The sequence below is a fragment of the Sporofaciens sp. St.21A7 genome, assembly GCF_059728535.1.
The window spans coordinates 4,732,571-4,749,382 of record NZ_BAAGFN010000001.1 but is presented as its reverse complement, the minus strand read 5'-3'; the positions used below and the strand labels follow the sequence as shown (position 1 = coordinate 4,749,382).

General features: G+C 45.4%; 17 protein-coding genes and 1 pseudogene. 11 read left to right on the top strand and 7 right to left on the bottom strand.

Annotation, left to right across the window (positions count from 1 at the left end; translation table 11 throughout):
- Nucleotides 1-16: 16 nt before the first annotated feature.
- The 6 genes from AC6I3O_RS23655 to AC6I3O_RS23630 form a co-directional block, all read right to left on the bottom strand.
- Nucleotides 17-196 (bottom strand): DUF6440 family protein, encoded by a 180-nt coding sequence (locus AC6I3O_RS23655; RefSeq protein WP_497852971.1) that lies wholly within the window; start codon nt 194-196, stop codon nt 17-19.
- 35 nt (nt 197-231) lie between these two features.
- Nucleotides 232-495, bottom strand: coding sequence for a PD-(D/E)XK nuclease domain-containing protein (locus AC6I3O_RS23650; RefSeq protein ID WP_497852970.1), 264 nt, complete (start codon nt 493-495; stop codon nt 232-234).
- Nucleotides 407-1,012, bottom strand: coding sequence for a hypothetical protein (locus AC6I3O_RS23645; RefSeq protein WP_497853623.1), 606 nt, complete (start codon nt 1,010-1,012; stop codon nt 407-409). The genes AC6I3O_RS23650 and AC6I3O_RS23645 overlap by 89 nt, the downstream gene beginning before the upstream one ends.
- Nucleotides 957-1,553 carry an AAA family ATPase gene (locus AC6I3O_RS23640; protein WP_497852969.1) on the bottom strand — a complete coding sequence of 199 codons (597 nt, stop codon included), beginning with the start codon at nt 1,551-1,553 and terminating at the stop codon, nt 957-959. The genes AC6I3O_RS23645 and AC6I3O_RS23640 overlap by 56 nt, the downstream gene beginning before the upstream one ends.
- Before the next feature lie 671 nt (nt 1,554-2,224).
- The gene (locus tag AC6I3O_RS23635; protein ID WP_497852968.1) at nt 2,225-3,688 is read right to left on the bottom strand and encodes a sensor histidine kinase; all 1,464 of its coding nucleotides are present in this window, start codon (nt 3,686-3,688) and stop codon (nt 2,225-2,227) included.
- 2 nt (nt 3,689-3,690) lie between these two features.
- A complete protein-coding gene (locus AC6I3O_RS23630) occupies nt 3,691-4,419 on the bottom strand; it encodes a response regulator transcription factor (RefSeq protein WP_497852967.1) in 729 nt (242 codons plus the stop codon).
- A gap of 170 nt (nt 4,420-4,589) precedes the next feature.
- Here AC6I3O_RS23630 and AC6I3O_RS23625 point away from each other — a divergent pair, with 170 nt between their 5' ends.
- The 5 genes from AC6I3O_RS23625 to AC6I3O_RS23605 all read left to right on the top strand — a co-directional run bounded on the left by AC6I3O_RS23625 (nt 4,590) and on the right by AC6I3O_RS23605 (nt 8,637).
- Nucleotides 4,590-5,375, top strand: coding sequence for an ABC transporter ATP-binding protein (locus AC6I3O_RS23625; protein WP_497852966.1), 786 nt, complete (start codon nt 4,590-4,592; stop codon nt 5,373-5,375).
- Entirely contained in the window at nt 5,353-6,072 is a 720-nt protein-coding gene (locus tag AC6I3O_RS23620; RefSeq protein ID WP_497852965.1) for an ABC transporter permease, read from the top strand. The genes AC6I3O_RS23625 and AC6I3O_RS23620 overlap by 23 nt, the downstream gene beginning before the upstream one ends.
- Nucleotides 6,069-6,839 (top strand): ABC transporter permease, encoded by a 771-nt coding sequence (locus AC6I3O_RS23615; RefSeq protein ID WP_497852964.1) that lies wholly within the window; start codon nt 6,069-6,071, stop codon nt 6,837-6,839. Before AC6I3O_RS23620 ends, AC6I3O_RS23615 begins: the two co-directional genes overlap by 4 nt.
- Nucleotides 6,840-6,845: 6 nt before the next feature.
- Nucleotides 6,846-7,139 carry a hypothetical protein gene (locus AC6I3O_RS23610; protein WP_497852963.1) on the top strand — a complete coding sequence of 98 codons (294 nt, stop codon included), beginning with the start codon at nt 6,846-6,848 and terminating at the stop codon, nt 7,137-7,139.
- A 121-nt stretch (nt 7,140-7,260) separates the two neighbouring features.
- A complete protein-coding gene (locus AC6I3O_RS23605; RefSeq protein ID WP_497852962.1) occupies nt 7,261-8,637 on the top strand; it encodes an ATP-binding protein in 1,377 nt (458 codons plus the stop codon).
- A gap of 76 nt (nt 8,638-8,713) precedes the next feature.
- Here AC6I3O_RS23605 and AC6I3O_RS23600 read toward each other — a convergent pair whose 3' ends face one another.
- Nucleotides 8,714-9,229: a HEPN domain-containing protein gene (locus AC6I3O_RS23600; protein ID WP_497852961.1), complete on the bottom strand. Its 516-nt coding sequence runs from the start codon at nt 9,227-9,229 to the stop codon at nt 8,714-8,716.
- A gap of 200 nt (nt 9,230-9,429) precedes the next feature.
- Here AC6I3O_RS23600 and AC6I3O_RS23595 point away from each other — a divergent pair, with 200 nt between their 5' ends.
- The 6 genes and pseudogenes from AC6I3O_RS23595 (at nt 9,430) to AC6I3O_RS23570 (ending at nt 16,764) form a co-directional block, all read left to right on the top strand.
- Nucleotides 9,430-10,482 carry a LytR/AlgR family response regulator transcription factor gene (locus AC6I3O_RS23595; protein ID WP_497852960.1) on the top strand — a complete coding sequence of 351 codons (1,053 nt, stop codon included), beginning with the start codon at nt 9,430-9,432 and terminating at the stop codon, nt 10,480-10,482.
- Nucleotides 10,374-10,979 (top strand): annotated as a pseudogene (locus tag AC6I3O_RS23590) (type 1 glutamine amidotransferase); the annotation flags it as partial. The gene AC6I3O_RS23595 and the pseudogene AC6I3O_RS23590, both read left to right, overlap by 109 nt.
- Nucleotides 10,980-11,113: 134 nt before the next feature.
- Nucleotides 11,114-11,806 carry a response regulator transcription factor gene (locus tag AC6I3O_RS23585; RefSeq protein ID WP_497852959.1) on the top strand — a complete coding sequence of 231 codons (693 nt, stop codon included), beginning with the start codon at nt 11,114-11,116 and terminating at the stop codon, nt 11,804-11,806.
- Complete coding sequence (locus tag AC6I3O_RS23580) at nt 11,803-13,092, top strand: HAMP domain-containing sensor histidine kinase (protein WP_497852958.1); 1,290 nt, start codon at nt 11,803-11,805, stop codon at nt 13,090-13,092. Before AC6I3O_RS23585 ends, AC6I3O_RS23580 begins: the two co-directional genes overlap by 4 nt.
- 532 nt (nt 13,093-13,624) lie before the next feature.
- Entirely contained in the window at nt 13,625-14,419 is a 795-nt protein-coding gene (locus tag AC6I3O_RS23575) for an ABC transporter ATP-binding protein (protein WP_497852957.1), read from the top strand.
- 2 nt (nt 14,420-14,421) lie between these two features.
- The gene (locus AC6I3O_RS23570) at nt 14,422-16,764 is read left to right on the top strand and encodes an ABC transporter permease (protein ID WP_497852956.1); all 2,343 of its coding nucleotides are present in this window, start codon (nt 14,422-14,424) and stop codon (nt 16,762-16,764) included.
- Nucleotides 16,765-16,812: the final 48 nt, after the last annotated feature.

The window sequence follows — 16,812 nt, the reverse complement described above, 5'->3', positions numbered from 1 at the left end:
CCAGTGGAGTTGTCAGCTATTGGTTAATGACCGGAGAAATAATGGGTTTTCCTTCCCGGTCAAGCAAGGGGGTTAATCCCCCTGAGTAACCGCTGACATGGTATAAATAATTCACGCCGGTTACTTTGTCTACCCAAATTTCTGTTACAGTCAATTTGCCTTGAGAGTAGATTACTTCAAATCTTTCATTTTTCATGGTTTGCTCCTCGTCTTTTCATGATACTACATTTTTTATATTTCCGGTACACATACTATTTTACATTTTTTCTTATAACATGCAATACCAAATTTATAGATTGTCTCCATGCCCTCTTGTTTGCATGCGGAAACATATCCGTCGTGGTCGATTTGTTTTAGCGTTTTCTGGCAGGCAGAATCAAAGATTCCGTTTTCCGCATATTTTACTTCAATGATTGTGTACACAGGTATCGCGAATACTGATGGAATCTGACATAAATTCGTTGAAAACAGTCTGAACCGTTGGACTGTCGCCATCTATGAATGCCCTGCAGAAACGAGTCCAATCGGCTGCGTTTTGAGTAACATTCGTTTGAAACCAAGAGAGGATATGTTCTTTATAGATACCAAGAACTTCTTGGTTCGGAATGGCTAGACGATGTATTTTACCTTTCGGTTCTTCGGCATCTGTCAGATATCCCGTTGCAAAAAGTACGCTCCACAGATACGTCTGCCGTATTCTGGTTTCCTTGTTATCCAAATCTGTGTAAGTCAGTTCCGGAATCAGCATTTTTTGAATCGTATCACCGGAAATCAAAGCTTCAATCTCAGATTTTGTAGTTTCAGAGGAGTTTTCCAGTATATCTCTTACAATAAAATTACTGCTGCTGTTCTCCCAGTGAGGTTCCATTGGAGCATTTCTCGATTCACAGAACTTATCACACTGGTTTATCACATCCCATGGACAGTACACATCCACATTCCCAAAATGATAACCTTCATACCATTCTTTGAATAGGACATACTTTTCTTCCAACCCATAGTAAGCCAGCATTGCCCGGACTTCTTCGTCCGTGAATCCAAAATATTCTCCAAAACGGACGTCTGAAATCGTGTTTCAGGCTGTTATACAGGAAAGCGCTGTTTTCAAAATCTCCGTCCATTAACTTCTGGAATTTATTTTTTTCGGAGGTCGTCAGTTGTTCGCTGTCAATGAGAAAACTATAGCGTTCAGCCTCTTCACTGATGAGAATCCCAAGGCTGTCATAGGCTACTTTGTAATTTTCACCGTCAACGTCCTTTAGGCTGAGTGAAATAACAGGATATTTTCCCATATATTGCTGGCAGAGAGAGTGTTCTTGTGCTATTTTCAGCCCTTCAAACAGAGAGGCGTCGGCGCCAAGCTCAAAAAAAGATTTCAGCATGTCTATATTCAGGCTTTTCCCGAAACGGCGCGGTCTTGTAAAAAGATTTACACTGCCCTTTGTCTGGATAAGTTCGCTGATAAAGCCTGTTTTATCTACATAGTAATAGTTGTCGGTTTTGAAATGATTGAAAAATTCAATTCCTATCGGAAGCTTTTTCTTTTCTTCCATAATAATATGCTAACCCTCCTTTCAATATATTCTACTTTACTTGCATTGGATTGTGTCAGCTGCAATCCGATGCAAGTAAAGTCTTTTAAGAAAGAGATAGAAGAATGCTCCTTGATATGTTATAATGCTTGTGTTGTCTAACCTACACCCGGCAACGGGAGGAGGTGTTTGCATGGAGTTATTCTTCACATTTCTTGTGACTGTCGTAGCAGGTGTGGTTTGCCACCTCATCAGCAAATGGCTAGACAGGCACGACAAAGGCAACAAATAGCCTAGTGGGTGCTTTGCCACTATAAAAAGAAAAGAAAAATCCCTCGACTGTACGCCATTACGGTCGGGGGATTTGTTCTTTGCCTACATGGATTTCTTCACATTTCTTTGCCTAACGGCATTATAGCATATGCAGGTTTTAATTGCAAGATACATTTCTTTTTCACAAAATAAAAATTTTATCCTAATGTAGTACTCCATCCGGCCAGAAACCGAAGTCCTGAACTGTCTGTTTCGCACCATTGCGTCGTTAAAATTCCTAGTCGATGTGCCCACATCGCCGTCGAAATTTTGCCTAGCACTGGCACGAACCAGACAGCCCAGTACTTTGATTTCTGACTGGATGGAGTACTAGAGTGTGTCTGAAAATTGCTTTTTGCAAGATGTTGTCCCAATTTGCATCAGATTGCAGGAATGAACGGTAACAGAATATCTACACACAATCCCCCATAAGCGCTCTGGCACATTCGCATATCCCCGCCGTGTGATTTGGCAATCTGCCTGACAATCAATAACCCCAGTCCATGCTGCTGTTTTGGGGCATTACTGTCGCACACCATATAATGAGGCATAGAGTTCAATCTGTGAATGATTTCCGGCGACATACCCGTTCCGTCATCCTCTATTCGGAGGATACAGACTCCCAAGTTCCCCATAGAATCATTATCATCCCCGGGAGCTTCATCGCCAGCTTCTTCCCAAGTATTTTTCCTAAGCACGGAGACATAGATGGTACATCCGTCTGCATTGTGGTTGATGCAGTTTTGAATCAGATTAGAGATTGCCCTGCAAATCAGATTTTTATCCACAGAAACAGGACAATCCGTAATCTCCGGCGAGGTCTTCCATTCTATCGAATATTTTCCGCCGACGTCCATATTGATAAAATCAACGGCGACCTGTCTTGCAATAGCGACGGCATTTTCCCGCGTCCTGTTAAGGGGCTGCATGTCATACTCAAGCCTTGACGCAAGGTTCAAGTCATTGACCAAGTCGCGCATTCGCGTACACTGTCTCACGATTACAGACACTTTCCGGCGTTCATCCGCAGTAAGGCGCGGGCATTCCTCAAGCTGCCCGGCATACCCCATTATCATAGAAAGCGGTGTGCGGATGTCATGGGAAACTCCTGCAATCCAGTTAGCGCGGGCATTCTCTTTTTTCCTTAACTGATAATTCTGAGATTCCAGAATCCTTGAAGTCTGATTGATATTCGCGGCAAGCTCGGACAGCAACCCTTTTTCCTTCACGAAAACAGGTTCTTTGGTGGGCAGTTTTTGTATTCCTTCTGTAATAGGTTTTACAGAGCGCAGAAGTTTCATGTTTGCGGTAAAGTAAATAAGAAAGATAAGAACCGCGTTTACAAGTAACACATTCAATAGGTATTTGGGCAAATTGGCTATAAAATGATAGTCCCAGTTGGGATACAAATGTTTCCAGTAGCGGTCTTTGGGATAGCCAAGGACCACCAGGCCATCCGCGGATTCGCCGGGAAAAGCAGGATAATCCATGATGTAACCGCGGGTAAGGGCGGCGATATCCGACAGGGAGTATTCCAAGGGGATTTCATCGGGGAGATTGTCTGTGTGCCAGACGACCCGGTGGGTGTGGTCGTCAATCAGCATCCCCCAGACATTTTCGTTGGACAATATCAGGGATGCGTCCTTTGGAAGAACATAACCGTCTCCTTCTTCTGTTTTTTGCAGGGCGGCGCCGGTTTCCACAGCGGTCGTCCAAGGAGAAGCCCCGGGTGTCTGCTGCAAATTAAGGGTAATCAATACAACAATATTCAGAAAGAAGAGCAGGATGATGCTCAGCATCAAAATGGCGAGAAAACGCCGGATTAATTTAGGAACGCTTTTCATGTTCATTTCTCCAATTGCACTATCAGTTTGTATCCCAGCCCCTTGACGGTGATCAGAGATTCCGGCTTAGAAGGGGCGGCTTCAATCTTTTCCCGGATGCGGCGGATGTGCGCCATCAGGGAGTTTTCATATCCATAGGGATTATCTCCCCAAGCGGCTTCGCACAGCGTATCGATGGTTACAATACGCCCGGCGTTGCGATAGAGGGCGAGAAGAATCTCATATTCCTTGGCTGTTAAGGGGATGCGCCGGCCCGGTTTGGCTTCACATTCCTTTCGCCGCAGAACCTCCGCCCGTTCAAAATCAATCTCACAATGTTTCAGCGTCACCAGCGGATTCTCATCCTTATAGGTTCTTCGCAGAATTGCAGCGATACGGAAGACAAGTTCCTTTGGAAGAAATGGTTTGACCATATAGTCGTCTGCTCCCAGCCCAAAACCTCTGAATTTGTCCCCGTCCTCGCCCCGGGCAGTCAGAAACAAGACCGGATAGTCAGAAGCATATTTCAACTGTTCCATCAAGGTAAACCCGTCTCCGTCCGGAAGCATAACGTCAAGGATTGCCAGTTCAGGATGAAATACATTGGCAGTATCAAGGGCGTCCCGGACGCTGCCGGCAGTCCGAAGGTTCGTGAATCCTTCTTCCAATAAAATAGAACGAACCATATCCCGCAGCTCTGGTTCATCGTCTACGAGTAGTATGCGCTTATTTTTCAGGTAATTTGGTATCATAGGGCCGCTCCTTTTACGTTATAGTATTTTCTGTATCAATCATATCATGTATCAGTTTGAAAATCGAGCCGTTTGAGAAAATGTAAGGTAGATGTAAGGTTACGGGAATGTGGCTGTAAGGTTGGCGGTATACACTGTAAGAGTAGAAAACAGCAAAGGAGTGTAGACACATGAATATCATTGAAACCCATCATTTGACGAAAACATACGCAGGATTTACAGCAGTATCCAATGTAGACCTTCATGTCCCGAAAGGAACGGTTTACGGATTTCTGGGACCCAACGGCGCAGGGAAATCTACGACAATGAAAATGTTTTTAGGTCTTACGAAGCCGACAAGCGGAGATTTCGTGATAGACGGGAAGAAGTACCCGCAGGACAGAATCCGTATTTTAAAGGAAGTCGGTTCGTTCATTGAAGCCCCGTCATTCTACGGCAATCTTACCGGCGAAGAGAATCTGGATATTGTACGCAGAATCTTAGGGCTTCCCAAGTCGGCGGTGGATGACGCGTTGGAACTAACCGGGCTTAGTAAGTGGAGAAAACGGCTTGCAAGGAAGTATTCGCTGGGCATGAAGCAGCGGCTTGGCCTCGCAAGCGCGCTCATCGGCAGACCGCCGATTCTAATCCTTGACGAGCCTACCAACAGCCTTGACCCGGTAGGAATCCACGAGATACGTACCTTGATTCGTTCACTGCCGGAAAAGCTTAACTGTACGGTTCTGGTTTCCTCCCATCTCCTCGCGGAAATAGAGCTGATGGCGGATAATATCGGCATTCTGAACCAAGGGAGGCTTTTGTTCGAGGGGACGCTTGAAGAATTAAAGCAAGAAGGAAAATTGAAAGGGTATCCCACAGACAATCTGGAAGATACATTTCTTGCAATCATAGAACAAGATAATATGCACAGAGGCGGGGGGAGGCCATATGTCAATGAATACGGCGTTAGAGTATAAGAAAATAAGAAGGACAGGTATCATCCCCGGCTGTCTGCTTGGAGGCTGTCTGGCGGCGTTCATTCCCATATTAGAGTTGGCGGTCCGTTCGGAGCAATATACAAATATTTCGCAGCAGCCGCTTAGCGCGCTCCTTCAGGCAGACTGGCAGATGATGGCAATGCTGAATATGCTTCTGGTTATCACCGTTGCCTGTATGATGTACCATACAGAGTACGCAGAAAATGCCATCCAGCGGATTACGACGCTCCCCGTCAGGGAAGAGGGGATATTTCTGGGGAAATTTATTCTGCTATCCCTAATATGCGCGGTAATCCTGACGATTGAGATGGTATCGCTGATGTTCTGTACCATGCATTGGTTCGGAGGGGAAAGCAATGCAAAGGATTTATTCCAGAACTTTGGATATTTCTTCTGTATGCTGCTTCCGGTCGCCGCCATATCCCTTCTGTTCGCTTCGGTGTGCAGGAATATGTGGATTTCCCTTGGAATTGATGTGGTATGTGTATTTCTGGCGACGATGATTCCTGTGAAATATTTTGCCCTGTCAATCTTTCCGTTTGCATTGCCGTTCCAGATATTGGGAGAGACGCAGGCAGGAAAAACGGCGGGCTATCTGATTGCCGCTTTAGTGGAAATCCTGTTGGTTTTTGCGGCAGAAATGATATTTTTGAAGGTCAGGAGGTCTTTGACATGAGTTTTCCGGTATTAGTAGGCGTAGAATGGAAGAAGATACGCCGTTCCAAAATCTTGTTAATTCTGGGGATTGCGGCGGTGATGCTATGGATTCCTTCCATTTTGAACGCCCATTTGAATTTTGGGATGCAGGCGGAAGGAATTTCCCCAGAGCATAATTTTTTCATTCAGGGGTTCATGGGAATGGCATGGTTCATGTTTCCGGCAGCCATGGTCGTGTGTACGGTGATGCTTGCCCAGACGGAACGAAGCGGCAATGGTATCCTGCGGATGCTGGCGCTGCCAATCAGTACGGGTAGATTATGTCTGGCAAAATATGCCGTTCTGTTGATGCTGGCGGCAATCCAGTTTGCAATGATGATTGGAATGTATTATATCAGCGCCGCTGTCGCATCACAGACACAAGGCTATGAATTTTTACTGCCGCCGTTGTTTGTGTGGAAACAGGCAGTGGCGATGTATGTCTCGGCAGTGCCGATGCTTGCATTTTTCTGGATGTTGTCTGTGTGCATCCATACGCCAATATTCTCAGTAGGAATCGGACTGGCGTCCATTGTGCCCTCAGTCCTGATGATTAACACAAAGGTATGGTTTGTCTATCCAATGGATTACCCATTTTACGTCATTACGGCGAAGTATGGGGAATTGGCGGCAAATATTGCGGAAATGAAAATGGATTTCAATCCGTGGGTTCCAATTGCAGTTGGATTCACCGGAATCTGCCTTGCTGTTGCGGTAGGATATTTCGGGAGAAGTGAAAGGAGATAAGTGAGAATGAAGCAAAGTATGAAAGGGATTTTAACAGGGGCAGCAGGCGTGATGGTGTTCCTGCCATGGACAATATTGCTGCTGCGCCGTCATGAGTGGGCGCTCAAGTCGCCGGCGGCGGAGATTACGATAGGATGCTATGCAGTTTTTATGATTTTAGCGGGAATATTCACATTTGCCGTATATATGAAAGGGAAAGTGCAGAACCCGATTATGAAAATCTGTCTGGTCGTCAATGAACTTTATGCCATGGCAGGTGGGATGGCGCTGGTCATGATGGGGGTAGGAAAGATTTTTTGACTATATTTCTGCAAATTATATTTTCCTATGTTTAAATTCTCTCAGATGTGATATACTAAGTCTAAAATTACTAAGTCTACACTTAGTAATTTTAGACTTAGTAATTTGGGAGGGGTGAAATATGTTTGCGGGAAGGAAAAAAGAACTAAAAAAGTTAGAAAGCATGTATCGGGAGGACAACTTTCAATTTGCCGTACTCTACGGACGCAGACGGGTGGGTAAGACGACGCTGATTGCAGAGTTTATCAAAGAAAAGCAGGCAATTTCTTACATTTCCATTGAAGGGACGATGAAAGAGAATCTGGACGGGCTGTCCCATGCGGTCATGAAATGGCGTGGAATCGATGCCGTCCACAGTGATTTTGAAAAACTTTTTGCAGATATTGACAGGATTTGCCAGAAAAAACGATTGATACTTGCCATTGATGAGTATCCTTATCTGGCGGCGTCCTATCCGGGGATTTCCTCCATTATTCAGAAGCATATAGACACCTGCTGGAAAGACAGCCGCCTGTTTCTGATTCTGTGCGGAGCGTCTATGAGTTTTATGGAGAATCAGGTGCTTGGCTATAAAAGTCCGTTGTATGGCAGAAGGACGGCGCAATTTAGAATCCGTCCGTTTACCTTCTTTGAATCAAGGGAAATGTTGGAGGGGTTTATGCCGGAAGAGCAGGCGGTGCTCTATGGCGTGACAGGCGGTGTGCCGGAATATCTTTCCAGAATCAAGAACCATATGTCTGTGGATGAAAATCTGATATCACTGTTTTTTGACGACAATGGGACATTGTTTGAAGAGCCGGTCAATTTGCTGAAACAGGAGATGAGAGCCCCGGCTTCTTACCATTCGATTATTTCGGCGATCGCGGGCGGGGCAAGTAAGCTGAATGAGATTTCTGTGAAGGCAGGGCTTGAGAGCAGTGCGTGCAGTAATTTTATGTCCTCCTTGATAGAGATTGGGATTGTGGAAAAAGAACATCCGATTACGGAAAAGGAAACCAGCCGAAAGACGATTTATCGTCTTCAAGACAGCATGTTTTTGTTCTGGTATCGGTTTGTACGCCCGAATACTACGGCGATTGCCATGGGGACGGGAGAATTTGTCTATACGGAGTTTGTGAGGACTCAGATTAGTTCGTTCATGGGAAGTGTTTTTGAAGAGATTTGCAGACAATATCTGTATCGCCCGGATGTCTATCAGACATTGCCGTTTTTCTTCGGGAAATTGGGTAGATGGTGGGGGACGAATCCGGCGAAGAAACGGGAAGAAGAGATTGATATTGTGGCGCCCGGGGAAGGGCAGATGCTTTTTGGAGAGTGCAAGTGGAGGAATGAATTGGTGGATGCAGGTGTTCTGCAGACCCTTGTGGAACGGGGAGAAATATTCTCGTGTCCGGAAAAATATTACTTTGTTTTCTCCAAATCGGGATTTGATGAGAGTACGGCAGGGGTGGCAGAACAATTCGGGATTAAGAGGATTGCTTTTGCGGAAATGTTATAAGTTAAGAATTAGCGAAAACAAAAGGGACTGTCAGAAAATGAGGTTTTCAGACAGTCCCGGCACAGAAGAGATGTATTTACTTGACTAACTGCTTTTTGAAAATACTGTAATAACAGTTCCATTCAAAATTATCATGTATGGTAAGTGTCTGCGGAAGTTTTGCTTTCAGCTTCTCCTGCATGTCTTTGCCGAGTTCTGGATTCAGGGTATAGCTCATATGGTTTTTATCCAGGAATAGCTTCACTTCCTGTAGTCCGCATTGAATACGTTCAAATTTAAGGATCATATCAAAATTATATCTGGTATCAGGCTTCCAGGTTTCAATTTCATATTGATTTGCAACAATCCAATCCGTAATAATTGCTGCAGAACCGTTATTTTTTGACATAGAAATTAGTTTATGAATGCTGTGAGTCTGTGGAATTGTAACTCCTTTGCACTCTAAAAATGCCTTTAAGGTTTTTTCTACGCATTGCTGCAGATTATATGCAACATCGTTTAGGTACATTTCATCCTGTTTGTAATATTTCATCAGTTTGGCTGCAACATCATAGCAATGATATGCAGATTTGAAAAAACGAATATCACACATCTTGCTGCCTCCTATATACGATTACACCGGTTTTGCTTATCTCTGTTTTCAAACCATGTTTACCATTCCTTTTCGCTTATAGATTATCCGGCATATACCTGATGGACAAATTATACCATGTTAAGTACGCAAAAACCAGTATATTTTCAAGATATAATATGGTACATAAGCACAAAGATTTGTGTAAGGAGGCTTGAACCATGCGGATCGCAATTTGCGATGATGATGAGCAGGAACTTGCCCGCCTCTCGGAGCTGATTGCAAAATACCAGTTAAACAGCGGGGAGAATATAGACTGCCGTTCCTTTCAGAACAGCACCGATTTCCTGTGCGGGCAAAAAGGGGGAGAATACGACCTTATTCTGCTTGACGCATCCATTTCGGGGAAAAGTGGGGTGCAGGCTGCACGGGAATTGAGGGAGCGGGACAGAAATGTTGAGATTATCTTCGTATCTTCCTCGCCGGAATTTGCGGTGGAGAGTTACAGTGTGGGAGCGTATTATTACCTGCTCAAGCCAATAGAGGCAGATGCGCTGTTCCCATTGCTTTACCGGATAGGAAGTAAATTGTCCGGGCAGGAGGAGCAGGGGTTCGTGCTGAAGAGCCGGAAGGGCGTTGTGAGGATCGTTTTTTCCAGGCTTGAATTCGTGGAGGTGATTGATAAGACGGTGTCCTTCCATCTGGCAGACGGAACCGTCTATGAGGTGACGGCAGCGTTGGCCGATTTTGAGGAGAAACTTTTGGGCAGGCCAGAGTTTTTCAAGACACACCGTTCTTATCTCGTCAATTTTCATTATATTCAGTCTATCGGTATCAACTGCGTTGAGACAAAGAATGGACACGATATTCCGGTATCAAGACAGCGGCGAAACAGTTTACAGCACGCTTATATGCGCTTTTTATCTAAGACAGAGACGGAAATTTTGCGAAATGACGGGCAGACAGGGAGAGGGTCCGGGGGAGTGGAAAGAACGGAGGACGCATATGGAGGCGCTTGGAGGATTTTGCTGGTGGATGACGATATGGCAGAACGGACTTACTGGGCAGATATCCTCAGGGCCCATGGCTGTATGGTACAAATTGCAAAAAACGGCGGAGACGCAGTGAAACTGGCGGCGAAAGAAGCCTTTGACTGTGTGCTGCTGATTTTTCAAAGGTGGATATCGTGCTTCTGGGAGGAGGCTCCGACCGGGAACAGAGAATCGTCTGCCAGAACCTCAGGAAGATACGGGAACAGTTCCGGGATTATGTAGAAGATAACGGAGTCGTGATTGCAGTCTGCGGCGGATATCAGCTGCTTGGGAAATATTATCAGACCGACGAAGGAATGATAGAAGGTTTAAATCTGCTGGATATCTATACGGAACAGGAAAAGGAGCGGCTGATAGGGAATATTATATTGGAGAGCGATTTGTCGGATATTCCGGTGGTGGGCTTCGAGAATCATGGAGGGCGGACCTATCTTAACGGCTGCCGTCCTTTCGGCAAGGTCTTATACGGCGCTGGCAATGACGGGAGGAGCGGTTATGAAGGGGTGATTTACAAAAATGTAATCGGTACATATCTGCATGGGCCGCTGCTTCCGAAAAATTCCCGCATCTGTGACTATTTGCTCGAGAGAGCGCTTGTGAGAAAATATGGGGCAGTAAGGCTTGAAAAATTAGACGACCGGATGGAGATAGCAGCGAATGAATACATATTCCGAAGATTCATGAGACGGAAAGGAATTGGGGTGAATTTTTGCCGTTGATTCATATAACGGAGATCAGAAGAGTAGGCAGATACGCTTGTAATCTACAAGGCCTTTGGATATAATGAGTTCATATACATGGGCGAGAAGAGGGATGCAAAGCCTGTGAAGATATGATGTGCATGGAGGGAAAGATGCGGTACGATTGTTTGATTATAGACGACGAGAAACTTCTGGCAGACAGTACGGCGGAATATTTTAACCTGTTCGGAGTCAGTACGGCGGCAGTATACAGTGTTTCCCAATGCCGGGAGTTCTTTTTGAGGGATACTGCGAGCCTGCTTCTTCTGGATATCAACTTAGGGGACGGCAGCGGTTTTGAGCTGTGCCGGGAACTGCGGGAGAAGACGGAGATTCCTATTCTGTTTATCTCTGCCCGCACAAGCGACGACGACAAGATTATTGCTTTCCATATCGGCGGGGATGATTATGTCCAGAAACCCTATTCTCTGGGCGTCCTGCTTGCAAAGGTCCAGGCAATGCTGAAACGGCTTGGGCATTGCGGGAACGCCAAAGATACGGGGTATTCCGACGGGCGGCTGACCGTAGATTTTCAGGCAAAACAGGTGTCGGTTGACGGAAATGCAGTCAAAATGACGGCGTTGGAATTCAAACTTTTGTCTTACTTAGTTAAGAATGAAAACAAGGTAGTCTCAAAGCAGGAATTGTTTGAGCAGGTCTGGGAGGACAGGTTCACAGGCGATGGGACATTGAATGTACATATCCGCAAAATCCGGGAAGCGATTGAGCGCAATCCCGGTAAGCCGGAATATATCATCACCGTATGGGGCGACGGTTACAGATTTTGCGGAGGGTCAGATTCTTGAAAAGAGAATGGAAAAATATTTTTTTAATTGGTATGCTGTTTCTTTTTGCGGCAGAAGCGGCGGCTGTGTTACTGTTTGCTTTTTGTGGGACGGATGACAGCCAGGATTCTGTCCTGGTAAATGAGGCAGTCCAGGAAGTTCAGGCGGACTGGGAGCATATAAAAGAACACAAAAACGAGACAGACCTCGCTTACGCCGTGCTGGATATGGAGGGGGCGGTGCTGTTCAGAACGGAATCGGGACTTAGTGAAAGCGTTAATATGGCTGTGATTCACAGGGATACTATACTCGACCTTACGGTTGACGGTCAGATTGTAGGGAAGATTATCATTGCGAATGACAGCGGGCAGATTTTTAAGAAGCAGAAACAGACGCTGATTCTCGTAATACTGGCAGCTATGCTTTTGCAATGTTTTATCTGTATCGGATCTTTCATTTATATGAACCATGTGATTATAAAACCATTTCAAAAGCTAAAGGGATTTGCACAGCGTGTTGCCGGCGGCAATCTGGACATTCCCCTTACCATGGACAGGCAGAATCTTTTCGGCGCCTTTACGGAAAGTTTTGACATCATGCGCTCGGAGCTTAAAAAGGCCAGGATGGCAGAGGCAAAAGCCAATGCCAGTAAGAAGGAGCTTGTCGCGAAGCTGTCCCATGATATTAAGACGCCCGTCGCAAGCATTAAGGCTGCGTCAGAAGTAGGGGCGGCGCTTGCGGAAAGCGACAGGCTTAAAGATATCTACACACAGATTATCCGAAAGGCAGACCAGATTAATGCGCTTATAACCAATCTCTTTACGGCAACGTTAGAGGAGCTGACGAGACTTACGGTAACGCCGAAGGATATGGAGAGCAGGCTGATTGGGGAAATGCTTGAGAGCGCGGATTATCTCCATCGCACAACGGTTCCGGAAATCCCGGGCTGTATACTGTATGCGGATTCTCTCAGGTTACAGCAGGTATTTGATAATATTTTTGCTAATTCTTATAAATATGCAGGCACGGAGATTGATGTGACGGTGCGAAGGGAAGGGCAGCGGCTTGGCGTATGTGTGGAAGATTATGGAGGAGGCGTCTGTGCAGAAGAGCTGCCGCTTTTGAAGGAGAAGTTTAAGAGGGGAAGCAATGCGGGGAATGTGGAAGGCGCCGGGCTTGGGCTGTATATTTCGGATTATTTTATGCGGGAGATGGGGGGAGAACTTGGAGTAGAAAACGGGGAGCATGGGTTGAAGGTGAGTGTAGGAATTCTTTTGGGTGGTAAAAATCCGGACATTGATGTATAATTGAAAAAAGATATCAGTATTTGGACATATTTAATTGATGACAAATATAACATTGCATTACAGAAAATTGTTGAGAACTATACACAAATTAAAAAATATTGACATGGATTGAAATAAATGTTATCATCTATGTAATGAATTTACACCATACTTTAGGGTCTTTGCTTACAGTATGTAGTGAAGGAGATTTTCTCGTTGGTGTAATATCATTTATAAAGGAAGGTTTTGATTGTTGATATTTAGAGAGGATCTTAGGTGTATCCTCTCTAATTTCTGTTATAAAGTAGTTCTGTTGTGGCTGTTGTAAAATAGAGGATATGTACAATATATGGTGTGATTGCAATGCTATTTACACTATATATTGTGCAATCTTTGCTTTTTGCAACAGCCTTATTTTAAGTTGGTAGGTTTTCAATTTCTTCGGTATTGGGACATTTAAGGAATCTTTAAGAATTGCCTAAAGACATCTAAGAATCCGGACAATAGAATAGAACGTGTAACTAATAGTCAGTGTAGTAAAGGAAGTTTTGATATGAAAAAAATATTACTGAAAACAGAGAATCTAAGCAAATCCTTTTCCAGCGGCGGCAATCTCCAGCACGTTCTGAAAAATATTGACCTTGAACTGTACCAGGGTGATTTTACCGTAATCATGGGCGCGAGTGGGGCGGGGAAATCAACGCTTCTGTACGCGCTGTCAGGAATGGACACGCCGACCCTTGGTACGATTACCTTTGGGGAGAAGGTTATATCGAATCTGAATCAGGACGAACTCGCCGTATTCCGGCGCGCTCACTGTGGATTTGTATTCCAGCAGATTTACCTGATTGACGGAATGTCTGTGATGGATAATGTCATGTCCGCAGGGCTGCTTGTCAGCAAAGACAAGAAAGCAATCTATACAAAGGCAAAAGAATTATTTGCCGCCGTAGACATTTCCGAAGAGACACAAAAGAAGTTTCCTTCGCAGATTTCGGGCGGGGAAGCGCAGCGGGCGGGAATGGTACGGGCGTTAATCAACAGCCCGGAAATCCTGTTTGCCGACGAGCCTACAGGCGCCCTTAACTCCAAGACTGGGCTGGACGTGCTGAATACGCTGACCCGGTTCAATGAGATGGGACAGAGCATCGTCATGGTGACGCACGATATGCGCTCTGCAAGACGTGGCAACCGTATCCTGTACTTAAAGGACGGCGTGATTCTGGGAGAGTGTAATCTGGGGAAATATAGAGGCACGAATGACGGGATGCCCTCTGGGAATGGTTTAGCGGAAGATGCCGACAGGCAGGAAAAACTTGCCGCATTCCTTGCGGAAATGGGGTGGTAGAAATGGGAAAAAGTTTTCTTCTTGTACGCTCTAATCTACGAAAGGCAAAGGGACAGACCATAGCGATTATTGTGCTTATCTTCCTTGCGGCTCTCATGCTGAATCTGTGGCTTGCGCTTGCAATGGATTATCGGCAGAATTTCGATAGATGCCACGAGCGGCTGAATGCGGAGCATGTCACATTCGCCATAGACGGTGTCAGCAGCGAAGTAAAGGATTTCCTAAAGGATACGATTGAGGGGGATGACCGTACAGCAGAATTTTTTATGGATTCTGTCATGCATATGGTAGGAATTTTCGAGTATAACGGCGGTGAAATGAACTCAGAACTTATTTTCATGGAGAAGGAATCAGCCCTGACACGTCCGGTGGGGAAAATCGAGATTACCGAGGACAGTGACTATACAAGCGGCGTCTATATGCCGAACCTGTACAAATCAGACGACATTGAGATTGGGAAGACCATAGAGATTTCAATCGGCAGCCAGAAAATGTCTTATACCGTATGCGGTTTTTTCAACAGCGCCATGACCGGCTCCCACAATTGCGGAATGTGCGGGATTCTTCTGACAAAAGACTGTTATCAGGAGCTTAAAGACGCAGGATATGCGCCGGAGGCTACCCTGTGTTCTATACGGCTTGAGGACAAATCGGAAAGTGAAGATTACGATGCAATGCTCAAAGATGCCGCATCCTCACATTTTGCCGCCGCCCGCACCGTAAGCAATACCTATGACATGGTATCCCGTTCCCGTTACATTTCCCAGATGATCTGTTCCGGGGTCATGAGCGCTATGGCATTCCTGATACTACTGATTGCCCTTGTTGTGATTGCGTCCAATATCATCAATTACATTCAGGAAAACATGAAGAATTTAGGAGCGCTTAAAGCAGTGGGTTACACCAGCGGGCAGCTCGTCTGTACGCTTCTTTGGCAGTTCACAGGGATTTCTCTGGCAGTTGCTTTTGTGGGCGCAGGTCTGTCTTACGTCTTGTTTCCATATATCAATGAAATGATGGTGCTGCAGACGGGCATTCCTTATAAGGTTCGATTTTTGCCAATCCCATTTATCCTGACGCTTGCGATTCTTTGCGGGACGGTTTCAGTTGTGGTATGGATGTCCTCGCGCAGAATCAGGAAGGTGGAGCCGATCGTCGCACTTAGGCAGGGTATCAAGACTCATACATTCAAGAGGAACCATGTGCCGCTTGAAAAGACGCGGGTAAGCCTTAATCTGGCACTGGCGCTCAAAACCACACTTTCCGGCATAAAGCATAATGTGACAGTATGCATTACCATGCTGGTGCTGTCCCTTGTAGCGGTATTTTCCGGGTGCATGATTGAAAATATGATTGCAGACATGACGCCGTTCTTGAATATGATCGTTGGGGAAATGGCAGATAGTTGTATTAATATAGAAACAGATGCCGAGGATGAATTCCTGGAAAAAATGAATGGGGATGAACGAGTGGAGAAGGTGTATCTGTACAACAGCATCCAGATGCTCCATGTGGGCGGCGATGTGCTGATGGTGACGGTCACAGACGATTTCTCTAAAGTGAATAACCAAGATGTGATGGTGGAAGGAAGATTCCCAAAGTATGACAACGAGATGGCGATTGCTGCAAAATATGCCAAAGAAATGGAACTTGAGATAGGGGACGAGATTGAACTTACGGCAGACGGCAAACGGGGCGGGTATATTATATCGGGATTTGTGCAGATTACCAATAACCTCGGGAAAGACTGCCTCCTTACAAGAGAGGGCTACGAACGAATGGGGGAACTGCATAATACCAGCTATTATCTGAACCTTACAGAGGATACGGATATCGGGAAGTTCAATACGGAAATGGAAGAACGATTCGAGGGACAAGTGAACGCGACGATTGATATAGATTCAACGGTGGGAAGCGGGGTTTCGGTCTATGTCGCACTGATGAAGATGATTGTCTTTGCCGTTCTCGTGCTGAGCGTGGTCGTGATTACGTTCGTGCTGTATCTTCTGGTGCGGACGATTGTCAGCAATAAGAAGCGTGACTACGGGATTCTGAAATCCCTTGGTTTCACGACGGGGCAGTTGATCTTGCAGACGGCTCTTTCCTTTATGCCGGCAGTGGTTCTTTCAACTGCAGTGGGACTGACCGTTTGCAGCTTTATTATTAATCCGATGATGGCTGTTTTTTTAGAGGATTTAGGGATTGTGAAGTGTACGTTTACCGTTCCTGTGGGCTATAATATACTGGCGGGAATTGGGATGATACTGGCGTCGTTCGGGATTGCTTGTCTGTTGTCTGTGAAGATAAAGAAGATTACGCCGAAGGAGCTGCTTGCAGGAGAGTAAGAAAGATGATGTTTTTGTAATACAAATATTTGCTTTTAGCGTACAATA

Coding starts and splice junctions, on each gene's coding strand:
- AC6I3O_RS23640 (WP_497852969.1), bottom strand. CDS start 1,553: ATGGAAGAAAAGAAAAAGCTTCCGATAGGAATTGAATTTTTCAATCAT.
- AC6I3O_RS23625 (WP_497852966.1), top strand. CDS start 4,590: ATGAATATCATTGAAACCCATCATTTGACGAAAACATACGCAGGATTT.
- AC6I3O_RS23650 (WP_497852970.1), bottom strand. CDS start 495: ATGGCGACAGTCCAACGGTTCAGACTGTTTTCAACGAATTTATGTCAG.
- AC6I3O_RS23575 (WP_497852957.1), top strand. CDS start 13,625: ATGAAAAAAATATTACTGAAAACAGAGAATCTAAGCAAATCCTTTTCC.
- AC6I3O_RS23645 (WP_497853623.1), bottom strand. CDS start 1,012: ATGCTGGCTTACTATGGGTTGGAAGAAAAGTATGTCCTATTCAAAGAA.
- AC6I3O_RS23605 (WP_497852962.1), top strand. CDS start 7,261: ATGTTTGCGGGAAGGAAAAAAGAACTAAAAAAGTTAGAAAGCATGTAT.
- AC6I3O_RS23655 (WP_497852971.1), bottom strand. CDS start 196: ATGAAAAATGAAAGATTTGAAGTAATCTACTCTCAAGGCAAATTGACT.
- AC6I3O_RS23615 (WP_497852964.1), top strand. CDS start 6,069: ATGAGTTTTCCGGTATTAGTAGGCGTAGAATGGAAGAAGATACGCCGT.
- AC6I3O_RS23630 (WP_497852967.1), bottom strand. CDS start 4,419: ATGATACCAAATTACCTGAAAAATAAGCGCATACTACTCGTAGACGAT.
- AC6I3O_RS23585 (WP_497852959.1), top strand. CDS start 11,114: ATGCGGTACGATTGTTTGATTATAGACGACGAGAAACTTCTGGCAGAC.
- AC6I3O_RS23635 (WP_497852968.1), bottom strand. CDS start 3,688: ATGAAAAGCGTTCCTAAATTAATCCGGCGTTTTCTCGCCATTTTGATG.
- AC6I3O_RS23595 (WP_497852960.1), top strand. CDS start 9,430: ATGCGGATCGCAATTTGCGATGATGATGAGCAGGAACTTGCCCGCCTC.
- AC6I3O_RS23610 (WP_497852963.1), top strand. CDS start 6,846: ATGAAGCAAAGTATGAAAGGGATTTTAACAGGGGCAGCAGGCGTGATG.
- AC6I3O_RS23620 (WP_497852965.1), top strand. CDS start 5,353: ATGAATACGGCGTTAGAGTATAAGAAAATAAGAAGGACAGGTATCATC.
- AC6I3O_RS23600 (WP_497852961.1), bottom strand. CDS start 9,229: ATGTGTGATATTCGTTTTTTCAAATCTGCATATCATTGCTATGATGTT.
- AC6I3O_RS23570 (WP_497852956.1), top strand. CDS start 14,422: ATGGGAAAAAGTTTTCTTCTTGTACGCTCTAATCTACGAAAGGCAAAG.